The organism is Bradyrhizobium sp. 44 (assembly GCF_023073095.1).
Taxonomy (GTDB): domain Bacteria; phylum Pseudomonadota; class Alphaproteobacteria; order Rhizobiales; family Xanthobacteraceae; genus Bradyrhizobium.
In genome coordinates this window covers 42570-60886 of the sequence record NZ_JADPIY010000027.1, presented here as the reverse complement: position 1 = coordinate 60886, position 18317 = coordinate 42570, and the positions used below count along the sequence as shown (strand labels likewise).

Sequence of the window (18317 nt, the reverse complement as noted above, 5' to 3'; positions counted from 1 at the left end):
GTCAAGCGGCGCTTTCAGGGCTTCAGACGGTGAGGACGAGCCTCGTCAGACGCCGCGGCTAAACGCCTAACGCCTTCCGATTGAAGGTTCGCAGGAAACGCAACGACAGCGTCCGGACATTTGCGACGTTCAGCAACCACGCTGCGGCGGCATAAGCGAGGCCGCCCGCAAGGCTCACAACCATGAGCGGGACGAGGCCGATGCCATTGACCTGGGATCGTGCAACGAGAATCGCAGCCGCCATCGCCGCGGCGGAGACGGCAACGCCGGCGAGGCGGTGGAGGTCGAACGGAACCGGATGGGCGCGATGCATCAGGGCGACGGCAACGAGGAAGCCGATCGCCTCGGTCGCAAGCGTTGCCAGCGCCGCGCCGTAGAGGCCATGGCCGGCCACCAGCACGAACATCAACGCCACGCTGACGACCAGCGTCAGGAACGACTGCGCCGCCAGCATGAACGGCCGCTCGGCAAGCTGGAAGCTGATCTGCACGTAGAATTGATTGGCGATGCCGAACAACCGGGCGAGCACCAGGGTCGGCAGCAGCGCCGATACGCCGGCGCGGAAGTCGACGCCGACGAGTGTGCCGGCGACCTGGTCGGCTGCGAGCGCGAGCCAGACGGCGACGGGCGCGACCACGACGAGCAGAAGTTCGAGGCTCTCAGTCAGCCGCTCTCGCGTCGTCTCGTTGTTTTTCTCCGACAATGACCGGAACACCAGCGGCACTGTTGCCGCGGCGACGCTGGAGGCGATCATGACCATGAACTGTCGCGGCAGATCGGCAGCGACGCCAAAGATGCCTGCGGCGTCCTTGCCGAGCAAATATGCCACGATGAGGCGGTCGCAGGCCGAGTAGACCGCGACGGACAATCCGGCCAGCGTCAGCGGCAGGCCGTAGCGCGCGAGCTGCACGAACTGGCTGCGCTGAAAACGCGCGATCCTGGTGCGGTCACCGACGAGGTTCAGGATAATCCCTGCAAGCGAACCCAGGCCGAATGCGGCGAGCAGTCCCAGTCCACCCCAGCCGAGCCAGATGCCGAGCAGGCCGAAACCGACGCTCGACACGCTGCGCACGATCGAGATCGCCGCGAATCTGTAAGGGCGCAATTTTGCGCGCTCGAACTCCTGGCCGACATCGACGGCATTCGCCATGATCGCGACGAACATGCTGGCAAGCAGCAGCCCAACGCTGAGATCACTGCGGAACAGGAAGACCAGCGGCGTGGTGGCGCAGAGGACGGCGACGGTAAGCGCGAAGGCGACCATTGCGGTGCCGCGGAAATCCACCTCGGCCGACATCGCCTGATAGCGCGACACCGACAGCTTGATCCAGGCGAAGAAGATCGCACCCAGAATGCCGGCCAGGCTGATGCCGACGACATAGACGCCGTACTCCGCCGGCGTGAGCAGCCGCGTGTAGGCCGTGACGGCGAAGAAGCCCACCGCCGCAGGCAGGATGTAGGCGACGAGATAAATCGAGAAATGGCGGTTCAGCATGCGAGCACGGGACCGGCAACATTGTTGCGAGTGTGACGGCCGTTCATCAATTGGACCATGGCGGGGCGAACGAATTGCGCCGCAGCATCCCTCAAGAGTGTCACATAAGTCTGGAGATCGGGCGGCGAAGGCGGCTTTGAGGCCGCTTTCGCGGGTTAGCGTTAAATTTGCCCTTCCCTGACGGGGCGTGGCCACCGAAAGGAACCGTGATTTCGCAGATGGCAAAGTTAACCGAACGAGGGGAAAACCCCGGCGTTGCAAGGCGTCGCTTGGTACGATGGCGCGTTGGCTCCGATTAAGGAATGCCGTGACCAGGCTCGACAGACGCGAATTTCTCCTCGGCAGCGCCGCCGCACTTGCGGCGGGCGCATCGGCGTCCGCAGCGCCGGCATCGAAACTCGCCCAGCGCCATCAGGGATTTGGTGCCGCGGCCACGCTCTGGGATCTGCAAGCCGATCCCAGGCTCGGCGAAGCCATCAGCACGTATTGCACGCAGGTGGTTCCGGTGCTCGAGCTGAAATGGCCGATGCTGCGTCCGGACGCGCACACCTTTGCCTTTGAACGCGCCGACGCGATACTGGATTTCGCCCGGCAGAACGACCTGACGATGCGCGGGCACGCGCTCGCTTGGTATCACGATATTCCGGACTGGACCAAGCAGATCAAGGATGCCAAGGGCGTCGAGCGCGCCTATGTCGACCACATCGGCACGGTCGTCTCCTATTACAAGGACAAGCTGACGTCGTGGGACGTCGTCAACGAGCCGATCCCCGACAATCCGCGCAGTCCAAAAGACCGGCGCGACTCGTTCTGGACGCAGCATCTGGGCAATCGCTGGATTCCGCTGGCGTTTCGCACGGCGGCCGCGGCCGACCCCTTCGTCAAGCTCGCGATCAACGAATATGACATCGAGTCGGCCAAGGACACGTTCATTGCGAAGCGCGCGGCCTACCGCCAACTCATCATGGAGCTGCTCGACCAGGGCGTGCCGCTGCACGCCGTGGGACTGCAATCGCATCTGCATGCCGAGCTCGAGATCGACACCCATGGGCTCGCCGAATTCGTCACCGAGCTGCGCGCCTTGGGCCTCGAGGTGTATGTCACCGAGCTTGATGTCGACGACCAGAAGCTGACGGGGACGCCGGCGGAGCGCGATGCCATCGTCGCCAAGCGCGTCGACGATCTCCTGACCGCGATCTCGACCAGCGGACCGGTGCGCTCGATCCTGACCTGGGGTCTCTCGGACCGCTATAGCTGGATCAACGGCACCTTTGCCCGCGCCGACAAGCAGCCGAACCGTCCTCTGCCGCTCGACGGCGAGTTCAAGCCGAAGCCGTTCATGAACGTGATCAACAAGTTCACGAGGGACGCTTAAACGGCTTTATTTTGAGCATGATCTTTTCGGAAAACCGCTGCACACTTTTCCGGATCATGCCCTAGCGCGTCTTCGTCGGTGCTTCGAACTCAACCGCATCGCCCATGTGATCGGGCGAAAGGCTCGGACTACGACGGTCGCGCGAGCTGAGGCGGAACACGTCGCGGATGTCGTCGATCGAGGTCGACGAATAGGACTGGATGCACAGCGCCACCTGGTCGGGCGAAGCGGCGCGCATCATCGCTTCGATGGCCGGGCGGTCGAGGCGCGTGTCATCCCAGTGCGAGACCGCGATGCTATCCTCGGTGACCCGATGAGTGGCCAGATGCGCGGGCGCGTTCGCGACGAAATGGCCGTACATGAGATATTCCGAGAACTTCTTTTTCCGGCACAGCGCCAGAACCCAGTTCAATCCCGTCGCCGACTTGATCGCGTCGGTCATCGCGCGCGCGGTGTCCTTGTCCCACACCAGTGCGTTGCCGACATAGTCGTCCGCGGGGAAGGACCTTTCCTTGATGCCAAGGAGCTGATCGACGGTGCGGAGCCACAGGACATGCAAGGGGTGGGCGGCGTCGATCCCGTTGCGCGTGACGAACAGCGGCGTCTTCTCGCCGCCGGCATACTGGCCGACGTCGAATTCGCGGAAGAACAGATTGTCCGAATCCAGGATGCAGACGCGCTGCTCGGGCGCGTTGAGGACGCCGGCGATCTTGAGGATCTGCTGGATGTGCCAGCCATGAACGGGTGACGACAGCAGCGACAGCCAGACGCGCCGTTTGCTGATGAACTGCAGAGCCGGCGGCAGCGCCCACAGCCATTTCGGCAAGTAGCGCGAGGCCGGAACGATGACACGCTTGTCGGAAGCGAACCGCGCGAACAGCGGCAGATCCTCATCGTTAACGAGAACATAATGCCGCGTGTAGCCCGTCAACCAGGTGTCGATGCTCTCGCTGAGCAGCGAAAAACGCTCGATATCCTTGGCGTAGCTGGCGGTCAGCAGGGCAACGGAATGCATGGCGCGCGCTCGTATGGCGATCAGGCCGTACTCATAGCGGCGCCGAGGCGCGTTGAATACTTACATTCGCAATCAAGGTAAAATGAAACGAAGCATTAGCCATCCGACGGCAGCCCCTGCTCGATGCCGCGAAAGCGCAGCGGCGCCAGCGCGGAGGCGCGCTGCCACCAGTCGGCGACGCGGTCGTCGAGCGCGGTCACGCCTCGACCCTGACCGGGGAAGATCCGGATCTGCTGCACCGCCTCGGCTTCGAACCCCTTGCCCTTGCGGGTGATCTTGAGCGCGGCGCCTTCGCGGTCCCGCTGGGTCAGCGGCACCAGAAGCCGGCCGCGCGGACGAATCGACCGAAGCCAGAGCGGATGCGGCTGCGAGAAGCCGGCATGAACGATGATCACGTCGGCGGGTTCGCCGATGTCCTCGCATCCGTCGCCATGGACGACCGCGACGTTGCGATAGGCGCCAAGATAGGTCGCGGCGCGCGCCGCAAGCCGCTCGTCGCATTCGATTGCCTGCACCCTGCCCTTGGGGCCCACGATCTTCGACAGCACGGCCGAGAAATAGCCGAGCCCGCAGCCGATCTGGACCACACGGTCTTTCTCCCCGACGTCGAGCACATCGATGAAGTGCGCCCACAGGCTCGGCAGTCCGGTGTCGAGCTTGCGGCGCGCATCGATCGCGACCAGCACATTGTCCTGGAGATGAACGGGATCGGCATCCGGCGTCAGCCGATAGAAGCGCGCCGCCTCGCTCTTGATGCGCCAGGGTCCCTTCGCCAGAAACTTTTCGCGCGGAACGGTGGCGAGGGCTTCTAGCAGGCGCATTGAGGAGATCTGCTCGCGCTTTGCGATCAGCTCCACGTAACGCGCACGCGCGGCGGCAAGATCACTCATCTCACGGGATCGACTGTGCACGAACAGGCGCGTCCGCGCCGAGCTCGTCGATCAGTTGCATCGCCTGTTTCAGGTCCGGCGTGGAAAAGCCCTCGCTGAACCTGCCGACGATCGGTACGAGCAGGAGACGAGCGTGCTCGCGCTTGCCGGCTTGGTGCGACAGGCGCGCGAGGCTGACGGCGGTGCGAAGCTCCCACGACAGCGCGCCCTGCTTGCGCGCGATCTCCAGCGACAGGTTGAACAGGTCCTCGGCCTCCTGCACCGAGGCCGGATCCCCGTCCAAGAGCGTGATCTCGCCTTGCAGGCGGTAGACTTCGGCGAGGTAGGAGTGATCGCCGGTCCGTCTTGCGGTCGCGAGCGCACCGTCCAGCGCGCGCAAGGCGGCATCGCGCATCCCGACCTTGGCGTAGGCCTCCGCGAGCAGGCAGCGGAACCAGCAGCCGGCGAGCCAGGAATCCATCGCTTCGTATTCGTCGAGACCGAACCGCATCTGACTGAGGCCTTCGTCGGCCTCGCCGAGCTGCGCCAGCGCCCAGCCGCGCAGGATCGCGGCCTGCTGCTTCCAGTGCAGGAAATTGTGCTCGGTGGCGATGATCATGGCGCGGTTGGCGTGGTCGCGCGTGCCCTCGACATCGCGCAAATGCTGACAGAGATAGGCGCCGAACACGAGCGCGAAGGCTAGCGTGAAGGGGTGGCGGATCTTCTCGGCGTTCGCGATCGCCTGCTCGCTGTGCTGCCGCGCCGCGTCGGGCCGGCCGAGGAACCACAAGAGGTAGCCGAGATAGGACAGCGAGACGACGCCGGGATCGGTGCCGTGCCGCTCCATCAGATCGGAGTGCAGATCGGGGCTGTAGAGGTTGATGCAGCGATGCAGATGGTGCTGGGACACAGCAAAGCGCCCGCGATAGAGCATGGTCATCGCGATCGAGCGATGCGCCTCGATCAGATAGCCGGTCTGCTGTGCCGGCAGCGTTCCCTCGTTCAGCCGCTCGCGCTTGGCGAACTTCAACAGCTCGACGCTGAGATCGTGCGCGCGGGTCAGATCGGCGCGGATGAAATGACAGACCCAGAGCCCGCGCGTGGCGGCGAAGGCCTTTTCGTCGTCGTCGAGCTGCTGGCCGAGCTCGAGGGCGCGGACGTAGTTCTCCTCGACCTCCTGCACGGCATAGCCCTTGGCGGCGATCAGCGCGTTGCCGAGCGCGATGCGCAGCTCCAGCTCCATCTCGTCGGCGCCCTGCATGCGCGCATTGGCCTGCACGACGCTGAGGCCGCGGCGCAGATGGCCAATCGCCTCCAGATTGGCGCCGCTCTTGGCCGCCTGCTTGCCGGCCTTGAGCCAGAAGCTGGCAGCGCCCTCGCTCTGGCCGGATTCGGTCAAATGATGGGCAAGCAGCTCCGGTTCGCGCTCGGTCTTCTCGGGATACATCTCGGCGAGCACCTGGGCGATCCGGGAATGCAGCTTGCGTCGCTCGCTGTGCAGCAAGCTCGCATGCGCTGCGTTCTGGATCATCACGTGCTTGAAGGAGTAGAGCGCGTCGGGCGGGTGGCCGCGGCGCATGATCAGCCCGGCCTCCTCCAGGTGATTGAGCGCGGCCTCGATCTGTTCGGCGGGCGTGTTGGCGACCGCGTGCAGAGTCTCGTAGGAGAATTCGCGGCCGATGGTGGCGCCGATCTGCGCGATCCGCTTGAACGGCCCCATCCGGTCCAGCCGCGCCATCAGCGAGTCCGTCAGCGTCGCCGGGATCGCGAGCTGCCGCCACGGGCCCGACAGCACGTAGCGCCCGTGCCGTTCGGTCAGGAGGTTGGATTCGAGCACCGTCTTGGTCAGCTCCTCCAGGAACAACGGCACGCCGTCGGTCTTGACGATGATTTCCTCGATGACTTCCTTGGGAAGCTCGCGTCCCGCCACGCGTTCGACCAGCGTCGCGCGCAACTGCCGGCTCAACCGGCTCAGGACCAGGGTCGTGATATGCGAGTGGGCGTTCCAGCTCGGCTGGAATTCGGTCCGCGCGGTGATGATGACCAGGATTGCCCGGTTCTGTGCCCGGTCTACCAGGAGATCGATCACCTCACGGGACGTCGGGTCGATCCAGTGCAGATCCTCGAATGCGATCACCAGCGGCTGCTCGCGCGCAAGGCCGAGGAAATGATTGACCAGCGCCGCGACGGTCGCATCCTTTTGCTGCTGCGGCGACAGCTCCAGCGGCGGATAGTGGTCACCGGTCGGAATGGACAACAGCGCGGCAAGCAGCGGAGCAACCTGCTCGATGTCGCCATGAGCGGCAGCGATCGCGGTCTCCAGGCTCGCCAGCGACTGCACGGACGCATCCTCGCGATCGAGACCGAGAGAGAATTTGAGCTGCTCGGCGAACGGATAGAACGCCGTGGAGGTGTAATAGGGCGAGCACTGGAACGAGACCTGTCCATGGCGGTCGCCCGCGATCCGCTCGAAGATTTCCTGGATGATGCGCGACTTGCCGATGCCGGGCTCGCCGAACTTGACCACGACCTGGCCCTCGCCGTCCTTGGCCTGCTGCCAGCGCCCCATCAGCAGCGCAATCTCCTCCTCGCGGTTGACGAGCGGGGTCAGCCGCGTGCCCATCGCGGCGGCGAAGCGGGTCTCCACCCGCGAGGCGCGCATCACATGCCAGGCCTGGGCTTTCTCCGAGATGCCCTTGAGCGCGTGGACGCCGAGATCGCGGTAGTCGAACTTCCCCTTCAACAGCGACTGGGTCGACGTGGAAATCACCACACCGTTGGGCGGCGCCAGGCCTTGCAGGCGCGCGGCGAGATTGACGGTTTCTCCGACCGCGGAGTCGCGCTCTTCGGTGCCCTGTCCGACGAGGTCGCCAACCACGACGAGACCGGTCGCGATGCCGATGCGGACGGCGGGTGAGTGGCTGAGCGCACCACGCGGCTCGATCGCGCGGGCGGTCGACAACACCCGGACGATTTCCAGCCCCGCTCGCACGGCGCGCTCGGCGTCGTCCTCATGTGCGGTCGGATAGCCGAAATAGACCAAAATACCGTCCCCGACGAAGCGGGCGGCAAAACCTTCGTAATGCTTCACCACGCGGACACAGGTTTCGCGGAAGCTCGCGATCATGTCGCGCACGTCTTCCGGATCGAACTGCACCGAGAGCGAGGTGGAATCCACCATGTCGCAGAACATGGTGGTGAGCTGACGCCGCTCCGCGCCGACCTCCTTCCGGATTTGCGGGCGCGCCGTCCCGTCGGGCTTCTCCGCGGTTTCGGCCCGGAACAACGCGGTCATGGCCCGCTGGAGCCGCTTCCGATCGCCGAGTGGCAATCCGAGCTCGACCAGATCGGATTCGGTCAGGTCTCCCATGACATCGAGATCGAGACGGTGCTCCGCGAAGAGATCGGTATAATGGCTAAGACCGATACCATCGAGCCAGCGCTTCAGCCCGCCTTCCGTTCCCGTGCCCGGCTCATTCTCCAGCATGGTGATTCCGCCCGACCAATCACTCCGTCGAAGGGCTCAGGGCCCCGCAACCACAGATTTTGGGGCCAAAACTTCACCTCAGACTGGACGCGTTCCCTAACTTCTTGGAAGAATAGCCCAATCGGATCAAAAGGGAACGGAATTGTCGGACGTCACACGCCCAACGCCGCAGGAATTGGCCAGCGCGACGGCCGAAACGAGGATATTCGCGGATATCGGCGGCCTTCTTGATTTCCATGCCCGCAAGAGGCCGGCAGCCCCGGCCCTCCTCGCCCCTGGCCGGCCGGTCCTCAACTACGGCGGGATTGGCGCGCGGACGCAGGATCTCGTCCGGACGCTGCGCGGGCTTGGCATTACCCCTGCCGACCGTATTGCGGTTGCGCTGCCGCGCGGTGCCGACAGCGCACTGGCGTTGATCGCGGTCGCCTCGAGCTGCGCTTGCGTGCCCGTCAATCCCGATCTGACGGCGGACGAGCTGCAACGCTATTTCAGCGAATTGAAGCTGAGCGCGCTCGTCACCCGGGCCGACACGAACTCGGCGGCCCGCGATGTCGCCAAGGCGCTCAATATTGCCGTGATCGATTTCGTGCCGGGGTCGCAAGACGATCTCGGCGGCTGCACGTTTGTCGGGCCGGCGCTTGGACCGGCGAGCAGCAGCGGCGCCTCGCGCGGCGACGACGACGCGTTCATCCTGCTGACCTCGGGCACGGCGGCGCGACCGAAGATGGTGCCGCTGACGCATCGCAATGTGTGCCTCTCCGCCTACAACGCCGGCCGCGCGCTGTCGCTCGCGTCCCACGATCGTCTGCTTAACGTCCTGCCGCTGTTTCACGCCCATGGTTTGATTTCCGGCCTGCTGACGGCGCTGGCCGCGGGCTCCAGCGTGATCTGTACGGAAAGTTTCGACGCAGCCTCCTTCTTCGGCTGGATGCGGCAGCTGCAACCGACCTTGTACACGGCAGTGCCGACCATCCATCGCGCGCTGCTGACGGCGGCGGAAGCCAACCCGGATCTTGCCCGATCGTCCTCGCTGCGCGTGATCCGCTCCGCCTCGGCGTCGCTTGCGCCTGCGATCCTCGACGGGCTGGAGGCGACGTTCGGCGTTCCCGTGCTCGAAACCTACGGCATGACGGAGGCGGCCTCGCAGATCGCGGCCAACCCGTTCGAGCTGCGCAAGGTCGGATCGGTCGGCCGCGCCGCGGGCCCGGAGATCGCCGTCATGGACGAGACGGGCCGCGCGCTCGCCAGCGGCGAGCACGGCGAGATCATGCTGCGCGGACCGAACATGAGCCGCGGCTACTATAATGACGAGGCGGCGACGCAGGCTGCCTTCCGCAACGGCTGGTTCCGGACCGGCGATCTCGGCTATCTCGATGCCGACGGCTATCTCTTCATCGTCGGCCGTATCAAGGACGTCATCAACCGCGGCGGACAGAAGATCTCGCCTCTGGAGGTGGAAGATGTCCTGCTCAGCCATCCGGCGGTGCTGGAGGCCGGCGTGTTTGCCGTCCCGCACCCGAAGCTCGGCGAGAACGTCGCCGCAATCGTGGTGCTGCGGCCGAATTCCGAGGCGACCTCGGACCAGTTGCGCCAGTTCGCCCGGAAACGGCTCGCGGCCTACAAGGTGCCGAGCCTGATCCGCAGCGTGGCGACGCTGCCGAAAGGCGCCAGCGGCAAGGTCAAGCGCAATGCGCTGGCCGAGCTGATCGCAACGGTGGGCGGCGGCGAGGAGGAGGCGCGTCTGCCGCGCAACGCACTGGAGACCGAGCTCGCCGGGATCTGGGCCAATTTGCTGGAGCTGCCGCAGGTCGGGAGCGATCAGGACGTTTTCGCGCTCGGCGCCGACTCGCTCGCGGTGACGCAGATACGCTCGCGCCTGCGCGAACGCTTCAACGTCGATTTCTCGTTCGAGGACGTTTTTGATTGCGCCACGGCCGCCGCGCTTGCGGCCCGGATCGAGACCGCCGCAATTCATCGCGAAACGATGTTGCCGGCCTGGCGCCAGGCCATGAAAGCAGACGCGCCGCTGTCGTTCCAGCAGCAGCGGATGTACGTGCTCTCGCGACTGGACCCCACGCGCTACAATTATAACGTCGTCGAAGTCGCGCTCCTCAAGGGTGGGCTCGATGTCGCCGCACTTTCTGCTGGCCTCGCTGCGGTGTCGGCGCGCCATGAGGCGTTGCGGTCGGTCATCGTTGAACATGAGGGCGAGCCGGTGCAGCTTGTGCTGCAATCGCCGCCGCAGTTCGAGCGGATCAAGCTCAAGGCCTGCCCTGCGGACAAGCGGGCCGCTGTGGTCAGGCGCGAAGCGCTCCGGCTCGCGCAACATCCGTTCGACCTCGCGCACGAGGCGCCGCTGAAGGTCACGTTGCTCTCGTTCGACAAGAGCAGCCACGCGCTCGTGGTCAACGTCCATCATCTCGTCACCGACGGCTGGTCGCAGCGGCTGTTCTGGGAAGAACTCGCCGCCCATTATTCGGCAGCGCGCAAGAAGGACGTGGCGGCACTGCCTTCGCCAGCCTTCCAGTACCGCGACTTTGCGCTCTGGCAGCAGAGCTGGGCGCAGACGCCGGCCGCCAAGGAGCAGCTCGATTACTGGCGGACGCAGCTCGACGGCGTCACCACACTGCCGCTGCGAACCGACCGACCAAGGCCGGAGGTCTGGAGCGGCCATGGTGCCCGTCACTATCTCGAATTCTCCAAAACTCTGTCGGCCGACCTGCGTGCGCTGAGCCAGAACCAGGGCGTCACGCCCTTCATGACCTTGCTCGCAGTGTTCCAGTGCCTGCTGTTCCGCCACACCGGACACGAGGATGTCGCGACTGGATCGCTGATCGCCAACCGCAACCAGATCGAGAGCGAGCGCCTGATCGGATTGTTCGCCAACACCCTGATCCTGCGCAATGATTTTGGCGGCGATCCGAGCTTCGGCGACATGTTGCGCCGGGTACGGCAGGTCACGCTCGATGCCTATCGCAACCAGGACCTCCCGATCGAAGAGGTCCTGCGCGCGCTTCAAATCGCGCGAAGGACCGACGGCAATCCGCTGTTCCGGATCATGTTCATCCTCCAGAATGCCTCGATCGAGGCGGCGTCTTTCCCCGGTCTGTCGACGCGGCGGATCGAGATCGATCCAAAAGTGGCGCGATTCGACATCACGCTCGAACTGGTCGAGGCCGACGGCCGTTTCACCGGCTTCTTCGAATACGCCACCGATCTGTTCGACGCGGCGACGATCGAGGGCATAGCCGCTCAGTTCAAAACCCTGCTCAAATCCGTCATCGCCGATCCCGAGCAGCGCATCTCTCACTTGGCACTCCTGACCGAGACCGAACGCCGGCAGCTGGTGGCGCAGGGCCGGGGCGTGCCGGCCAATTTCGCCACGCGCGGCAGTCCGAGCGAACGTTTCGACCGCCAGGTCAAGAAGACGCCGAACGCGATCGCCGTGTCGGACGGCCGCACATCCGTGAGCTACCGCGAGCTGGCGCGCCGCAGCCAGGCGGCCGCGCGCTGGCTGGCCCGCGAAGGCGTCGGCGCCGAGGCCGTGGTCGCCTTGCTTGCGGAGCGCGGGCCCGACCTGCTCGCGGCGATGATCGCCGTGCAACGCGTGGGCGCTGCCTTCCTCAATCTCGATCCCGACCAGCCGCCGGCACGGCTCGCAACCATCCTCGGATCGAGCGGCGCCCGCATGCTGCTCAACGGACGGGCGCAGTCGTCCATGGCGGAGGCGCTGCTCGAACCGCTGGTCGAGCGCATCCAAATGGCCGAGCTCGAAGACGCGATCGCGCCAGCGTCGACCAAGCCGGCCCGCGCGGCGCGGCGCGCGGCCTCAAGCCTTGCCTATCTCATCTACACCTCCGGGTCCTCCGGCGCGCCCAAGGGCGTCATGATCGAGCAGCGCGGGCTTTCGAACCATCTGGCCTCGCTCATCTCCGAGCTGAACCTCTCGTCCCGGGATGTGATCGCGCAGACTGCGCCGCAGAGTTTTGTCATCTCGGTGTGGCAGTTCCTCGCGGGGCCCATGGTGGGCGCGCGCGTCCATGTCTGCGGTACCGCGATCGTGCGGGACCCGATTTTGCTCGCGCGGGAGATCGAGCGCGAGGGCATCACGGTGCTGGAGATCGTCCCGTCGCTGCTGCGCGTGATCCTCGATCGCATGGACGAGGCACAGGTCCGACGCGCCTTTGCGAGGCTGCGCCTTCTGATCTCGACGGGCGAGCCACTGCCGGTCGATCTCTGCAACGCCTGGTTCGCGCGCTGCCCGAAAGTGCCGCTGATCAACGCCTACGGTGCGTCGGAATGTTCCGACGACGCCTCGCTGCATCGCCTGACCAAGGCGCCGGCGACCACGACGAGCAACGTCCCCGTCGGCGCGCCGCTGCCGAACATGCAGCTCTACGTGCTCGACGCAAGCCTGCAGCCGCAGCCGGTCGGCGTGACCGGCGAGCTCTGCATCGGCGGCGCCGGTGTCGGCCGCGGCTATGTCAACGATCCCGCACAGAACCGGCAGCCCTTCCTGCCCGATCCGTTCTCGCGCAAAGCAAGCAGCCGGCTGTACCGGACCGGCGACCTCGCCCGCCGCCGTGCCGACGGCACGATCGAATGCCTCGGTCGCGCCGACCATCAGGTCAAGGTCCGCGGCTACCGGATCGAGCTCAAGGAGATCGAGAACGCGCTTGCCGACCATCCGGATGTGCACGCCGGCATCGTCGAACCGCGCCGCGAAGCGAGCGGCGATGTCAGGCTGATTGCCCACATCGTCGCGAGATCCGGCAGCCGGAGCAGCGCCAGCGAGCTGCGCGACTTCCTGAAGAGCCGGCTGCCGGGCCATGCCATCCCGTCCGCGTTCCTGTTCCTGGATCAGGTGCCGCTCAATGCCCATGGCAAAATCGACCGGAGCGCGCTGCTGGCGCCGGCGCAGCAGGAAAGCTCCGGACCGGATGCGACTGTGCCGGCGCGGCGCTTCACCGAAAAGGTGCTGTCCGACATCTGGATCGACCTGCTGAAGGTCGAGAGCCTCGGCGTGACCGACAATTTCTTCGACCTCGGCGGTCATTCGCTGCTGGCGGGCCAAGTCATGGCGCGCGTCGCCCGGGCGCTTGGCGTGTCGCTGCCGATCAAGACCATCTTCGAGGCACCGACGATCGACGAGCTTGCCCGGCGGGTCGACGAGGCCGTGGCGGCAAAGCCGCGCAAGCCGGCCGCAAGTTTAGCAAGGCTGGTTGGAGCGAGCCTGGCCGAAGGCAGCCCTCCCACGCTCTCGATCGCGCAGGACCAGATGCTGCGGATCGAGCAGAATCTTTCGGGTTTGCCGCTGTTCAACCTGCCTTTCGCCTTCCGTCTTCAGGGGCCGCTGAATCTGGTCGCTCTGGCGCAGGCGATCGACGACATCGTGCGTCGACACGAATCGCTGCGGACCCATTTCGGCTGGAGCGGCGGGGAGCCCGTCAGCCACGTCGCCGCGCCCGGCGCCCTCGGCCGTGTCCTGACCATCGAGACGATCGGCGACGGTCAGCCCCACAACAACAAGCGGCGCAAGGCGCTGGAGCTCCGCAAGATCAATCTCCTGATCGAACAGGAGACCTATGCCCCGATCGACACCACGCGCGCGCCGCTGCTGCGCGCCCGGCTGTTGCGGCTCCACGATGACGATCACGTGTTGCTGCTGACTTTGCACCACGCCGTCGTCGACGGCTGGTCGATCGGCGTGCTGTTCGAGGAATTGTCCAACCGCTATGCCACGCTGGCTGGCTATCCGTCGGTGCCGCTGCCGAAACAGCCGCCGGCCTTTTCGGACGTGGCGCGCTGGCAGCGCTGGTGGTGCGGGACCGATGCCGCCCGCCGTCAGGCCGCTGAATGGACGGAGAATTTGCGCGGGGCGGCTCCCCTCTTCGAGGGCGAATCAAGGCCGGGCTCGTCCAGGGGGCACCATCCGGTCAGTTTCGAGCGTGAGCTGATCGGCCGGCTCGCGGCCTTCGCCGGCCAGCACAATTGCACGCTGTTCATGTGCCTGCTGACCGGCTTGAAAGCCCTGCTGCTGGCGCGGACCGGCCGCCACGACATCTCGATCGCCACTGCCATGGCCAATCGCGCCCAGCCGGACACCGACCGGATCGTCGGCCCGTTCGAGAACACAGTGATCGTTCGCACCAAAATCACGCCGGAGCTGTCGTTCGCGCAGGCCGTGGCCCTGGTCCGCCAGAGCGTGCTTGACGCGCATGCGCGCCAGGAGCTGCCGTTCAACATCCTGGCCGACCATCTGGAGCAGGAGGGGGACAATCCAGCCTCGCTGCTCCAGGTCTATTTCACCCTGCAAAATCCGCTGCGCCAACCGCTCGATCTGCCTGATCTCACGACAGGATCGATCGGCAACATCGCCCGCGAAGGCCAGCCGGTGCTGCCGATCGACCAGACCTGGCTGTCGCTAATGCTCAAGGAGCGGCCGACGGGAATCACCGGTTCATGCAATTACAAGAGCGAGCTGCTCGACGGCGCTACGGTCGGCCAGTGGATGGAGGATCTCGTCGCGCTGCTCGGGGCTGCTCTCGTCCAACCCAATGCGCCACTCGGCCGGCTGCTCAATCGCAGGGCGGCATGACCGACCGCAGAGCACGGGCGAATACGGGGTCACTCGTCAAAGCTGTGAATGACCAAGTTGCATCTTGATTATTTGGCGCCATCGCGCAAGATTATTCTCGCGTTTTGATTTGGACGATTATTTTCAACCGGGGAGTTCGTTATGGGTTTCATCAAATTTACCAAAGGCACCTCCCTGAGCGACAAGGACCGCAAGGCCCTGCAGAAGTTGCTCGGCGCCGAGAAGAAGAAGCTGCAGTCCGCGCTGAAGGACGTCGACGCCAGCATTTCGATGCTGGGCGGCTCCAAGAAGTCCAAGAAGAAGAAGACGTAAGACTCGTCGGCCGGGACGCCGCACGAGCCTTCAGGCTTCAGTTTTCGGGCTTCAGTTTTCAGATTTGGCCGCTCGCGTGTCGAGTTGGGGTCTCGCACAAGCTTGCGCCCGTAAACCGGCCAGCAATCGACAAGGATTCGCCCGAGTGGACCGCTAGAAGCGGTCCGCTCACCTGATTCTTGCTCAGTTGATTCTTCCGTCATGGCAGGGGATTTGGCCCCGGCCTGACGCCATGGGCCCAATTGATGGCAGACGACAGAATTGAACTGTTTGTCGGACTGATCGAGACTTTTGACGCGCCGGATGGGGTTGATGCGTGCCGGCGCTTGCTCTCGGTCGACGAACGGGTACGAGCCGACCGCTTCATGTTCGAGCGGCACCAGCGGCAATATATTTTCGCGCACGCGATGTTGCGCCTCGCGCTCTCGCACGCCGCACCTGATGTCGCCCCCACAGACTGGTCATTTGCGGCCGGGCGTTACGGGCGGCCGTTTGTCGCATCGCCCAAGACCTCGAGCACGCTGCATTTCAGCCTGTCGCACGCCGACGGCTGCGTCGCCTGCGTCGTATCGGGGCATGAGACCGTCGGCGTCGACGTCGAGACCGTGTCGCGTCGGGTGGCGCCACTGTCGACCGCGCTTCGGTTCTTCGCGCCGGAAGAGGTCGAAACGCTGCGCGGACTGCCGGAGCCCGCTGCGACCGAGCGCTTCTTCGACTACTGGACGCTGAAGGAAGCCTATCTGAAGGCCAGAGGTTTCGGCCTCAATTTGCCGCTCGACGCCTTCGCGATGCAGGTATCGCGCGAGGCCATCGAGATCAGCTTCAAGCCCGATATCGCCGACGATCCGGAAGGCTGGCGATTCCAGCTGATCTCGCCGTCGCCCTCGCATCGTCTCGCGATCGCCGACGGCTCCCGCGCCACCGGCGGCCTTCCCATCACCCGCAATGCATGGCCGCTGCAGGAGGCGGCTGAATGACACTGCCGCGGCTGCGCGTCTTTCCCGCGATTTCGCGCAACCGCGACCCTAAGAAATATGCCGGCGAGCTGATGCGAGTGGCGCAGTTCGCCGACCGCAACGGCTTCGAAGGCATCCTGCTGTTCGAAGGCAACGACGTGTTCGTCGAGCCTTGGGCGATGGCCCAGCACATCATCGGCGAGACGACCCGATCCTCGCCGCTGATCGCCGTCAATCCCGTCTACATGCACCCGTTCACGGCGGCAAAATTCGTCTCGTCCTTTGCGCAGCTCCACGGCCGCAAGGTCTATCTCAACATGATCACGGGGACGGCGGTCAGCGATCTGCAGGGGCTCGGCGACGAGCAGTCGCATGCCGATCGTTATGTCCGGCTCGGCGAATTCGTTGCGCTGATGCGCCAGCTGCTGGCAAGCCCGCGGCCGGCGACTTTCGAGGGCCGGTTCTACCGCGCGAGCAACCTGCAACTGCGACCGCGCCTGCCGCCGGAGCTGATGCCGGAATTTCTGGTCGCAGGCCAGTCCGAGCCGGCACAGCGCGTCGCAAAGGAGACCGGCTGCATCAAGATGCAGATGCTGCCGCCCGATCTCGATCTCGGCCTCGATGTATCAGGCGTGAATTTTGGAATTTTCGCCCGCGAGGGACGCGAGGAGGCACGGCAAGCGGCAAAGGCGCGTTTCCGCGATAATGCCGACGATCGCGAGCTGCTCGTGCTCACGGTGGAGAACAGCGATTCCGTGTGGAAACGGCGCCTCTACGAGGGCCAGAGCGGCGAACTCGCGGACAATGGCTATTGGCTGCTGCCGTTCCTGACCTTCCAGGCCGACTGCCCCTACCTCGTCGGCAGCTACGCGGAGATCGGCGCGAAGCTGAAGGAGTTTTCCGCCAAGGGGCTGACCACGATCATGCTCGACATGGTCGCGGACGAGACCGAGATGCAGCACGTCTGCAAGGCGCTCGCGGCGAGCGGGATGTTTTGAGTTGTTGATGAAGTCGACCTAACCATCCACATCGTCATTGCGAGCATAGCGAAGCAACCCAGAGTCCCTCCGCGGAAAGATTCTGGATTGCTTCGCTACGCTCGCAATGACGGAGAATGATGGGCTACTCAGCGAGCATCACCGCGCCTCTTCGAATCCGGCCAGCACCGAGGTCAAATTCGCGCCGAGAATATCCGAGAGATAGCCGCCCTCCTGCACGAACACCGTCGGCAAGCCCATCTTCGCGATGGCCTGTCCGATGCGGCGGAAGCCGGGCGTGGTGACGGCGAGACCCTTCAGCGGATCGTGCTCGGAGGCGTCGAGGCCGAGTGCGATGACGAGGGCACCGGGCGCAAAGGACTCGATCGCCTTGCGTGCGACGTTCATTGCCTGGATGTAGCCGTCATCGCCGGTGCCGATCGCCAGGGGAATGTTGAAGTTGGCGCCGAGGCCGGGACCTTCGCCGCGCTCATGCGCGTAGCCCCACACGTAAGGATAATAGGCGACGGGATCGGCATGGATCGAGACCGTGTAGACGTCCGGCCGCGCATAGAAGATTCCTTGCGTGCCGTTGCCGTGATGGACGTCGACGTCGAGGATCACGACACGCTCGTGCCTCTGCCGCAGATGCGCAGCCGCGATCGCGCTGTTGTTGAGGAAGCAGAAGCCGCCGGCCATGTCGCGATAGGCGTGATGGCCGGGCGGCCGGCAAAGCGCATAGGTCGCATCCTCGCCGTCCATCACCATCTGTGCCGCGGTGACCGCGACGTCGGTCGCAGCGCAGGCCGCGGCCCAGGTGCCGGGGCCGATCGGCGCCGCGGTATCGGCGGTGTGCCAGCCGAGCTTGCCGATGATATGGGTGGGATAGGTCGCGGCATGGCGCACCGGATGGATATTGCCGATCATCTCCGGGCCGGAATCGCCGAGCGCGGTCCAGGCCTCCCAGGCCTCGCTCAGGAACGACAGATATTCCGGACTATGGATGCGCGCACGCGGCTCCTGCCCGAATGTGTTGGGCTCGACCAGTTGATGCTTGCCGTCCTTCAATCCCTTGAGCAGGCGGTCGGCACGCTCGGGCTGCTCGGTGGTGCGCTTGACCACGCCGCGAACCAGGAAGAATTGCGGATCGTGGCTGCGGTGCAGTTCGGTATGGACGGCTTTCACTCGAACACTCCGTGGTCGCTTTGACGGTGCCACAGATGTCTAAATCCC

General features: G+C 65.0%; 10 protein-coding genes. 5 read left to right on the top strand and 5 right to left on the bottom strand.

Translation table 11 applies throughout. From position 1 onward, the window contains the following. Window positions 1-58: 58 nt before the first annotated feature. Entirely contained in the window at window positions 59-1495 is a 1437-nt protein-coding gene (locus IVB41_RS25220; protein ID WP_247282597.1) for a lipopolysaccharide biosynthesis protein, read from the bottom strand. A 307-nt stretch (window positions 1496-1802) separates the two neighbouring features. Here IVB41_RS25220 and IVB41_RS25215 point away from each other — a divergent pair, with 307 nt between their 5' ends. Then, window positions 1803-2870, top strand: coding sequence for an endo-1,4-beta-xylanase (locus IVB41_RS25215; protein WP_247435991.1), 1068 nt, complete (start codon window positions 1803-1805; stop codon window positions 2868-2870). Window positions 2871-2931: 61 nt separating this feature from the next. On the opposite strand, the gene IVB41_RS25210 is transcribed toward IVB41_RS25215, so the two are convergent. From IVB41_RS25210 to IVB41_RS25200, 3 genes are all read right to left on the bottom strand, one after another. Continuing rightward, the gene (locus IVB41_RS25210; RefSeq protein WP_027568169.1) at window positions 2932-3885 is read right to left on the bottom strand and encodes a DUF6492 family protein; all 954 of its coding nucleotides are present in this window, start codon (window positions 3883-3885) and stop codon (window positions 2932-2934) included. Window positions 3886-3980: 95 nt separating this feature from the next. After that, window positions 3981-4775 carry a protein-L-isoaspartate O-methyltransferase gene (locus tag IVB41_RS25205; protein WP_247357219.1) on the bottom strand — a complete coding sequence of 265 codons (795 nt, stop codon included), beginning with the start codon at window positions 4773-4775 and terminating at the stop codon, window positions 3981-3983. A gap of 1 nt (window position 4776) precedes the next feature. After that, window positions 4777-8241, bottom strand: coding sequence for an AAA family ATPase (locus tag IVB41_RS25200; protein WP_247435988.1), 3465 nt, complete (start codon window positions 8239-8241; stop codon window positions 4777-4779). Between the two features lie 142 nt (window positions 8242-8383). On the opposite strand from IVB41_RS25200, the gene IVB41_RS25195 reads away from it, so the two are divergent. The 4 genes from IVB41_RS25195 to IVB41_RS25180 all read left to right on the top strand — a co-directional run bounded on the left by IVB41_RS25195 (window position 8384) and on the right by IVB41_RS25180 (window position 17105). Then, window positions 8384-14839: a non-ribosomal peptide synthetase gene (locus tag IVB41_RS25195; RefSeq protein WP_247435986.1), complete on the top strand. Its 6456-nt coding sequence runs from the start codon at window positions 8384-8386 to the stop codon at window positions 14837-14839. Window positions 14840-14980: 141 nt separating this feature from the next. Beyond that, a complete protein-coding gene (locus IVB41_RS25190) occupies window positions 14981-15151 on the top strand; it encodes a hypothetical protein (RefSeq protein WP_162847227.1) in 171 nt (56 codons plus the stop codon). A 245-nt stretch (window positions 15152-15396) separates the two neighbouring features. Next, window positions 15397-16128 carry a 4'-phosphopantetheinyl transferase superfamily protein gene (locus tag IVB41_RS25185; RefSeq protein WP_247435981.1) on the top strand — a complete coding sequence of 244 codons (732 nt, stop codon included), beginning with the start codon at window positions 15397-15399 and terminating at the stop codon, window positions 16126-16128. Continuing rightward, window positions 16125-17105 carry an LLM class flavin-dependent oxidoreductase gene (locus IVB41_RS25180; protein WP_027568174.1) on the top strand — a complete coding sequence of 327 codons (981 nt, stop codon included), beginning with the start codon at window positions 16125-16127 and terminating at the stop codon, window positions 17103-17105. Before IVB41_RS25185 ends, IVB41_RS25180 begins: the two co-directional genes overlap by 4 nt. Window positions 17106-17243: 138 nt before the next feature. Here IVB41_RS25180 and IVB41_RS25175 read toward each other — a convergent pair whose 3' ends face one another. Continuing rightward, window positions 17244-18269 (bottom strand): histone deacetylase family protein, encoded by a 1026-nt coding sequence (locus tag IVB41_RS25175; RefSeq protein ID WP_247435978.1) that lies wholly within the window; start codon window positions 18267-18269, stop codon window positions 17244-17246. Between the last annotated feature and the right edge of the window lie 48 nt (window positions 18270-18317).

Bases quoted from the DNA above. Each gene is read 5' to 3' on its own strand.
- IVB41_RS25220 (WP_247282597.1), bottom strand. From the start codon at position 1,495: ATGCTGAACCGCCATTTCTCGATTTATCTCGTCGCCTACATCCTGCCT.
- IVB41_RS25210 (WP_027568169.1), bottom strand. From the start codon at position 3,885: ATGCATTCCGTTGCCCTGCTGACCGCCAGCTACGCCAAGGATATCGAG.
- IVB41_RS25205 (WP_247357219.1), bottom strand. From the start codon at position 4,775: ATGAGTGATCTTGCCGCCGCGCGTGCGCGTTACGTGGAGCTGATCGCA.
- IVB41_RS25200 (WP_247435988.1), bottom strand. From the start codon at position 8,241: ATGCTGGAGAATGAGCCGGGCACGGGAACGGAAGGCGGGCTGAAGCGC.
- IVB41_RS25190 (WP_162847227.1), top strand. From the start codon at position 14,981: ATGGGTTTCATCAAATTTACCAAAGGCACCTCCCTGAGCGACAAGGAC.
- IVB41_RS25185 (WP_247435981.1), top strand. From the start codon at position 15,397: ATGGCAGACGACAGAATTGAACTGTTTGTCGGACTGATCGAGACTTTT.
- IVB41_RS25180 (WP_027568174.1), top strand. From the start codon at position 16,125: ATGACACTGCCGCGGCTGCGCGTCTTTCCCGCGATTTCGCGCAACCGC.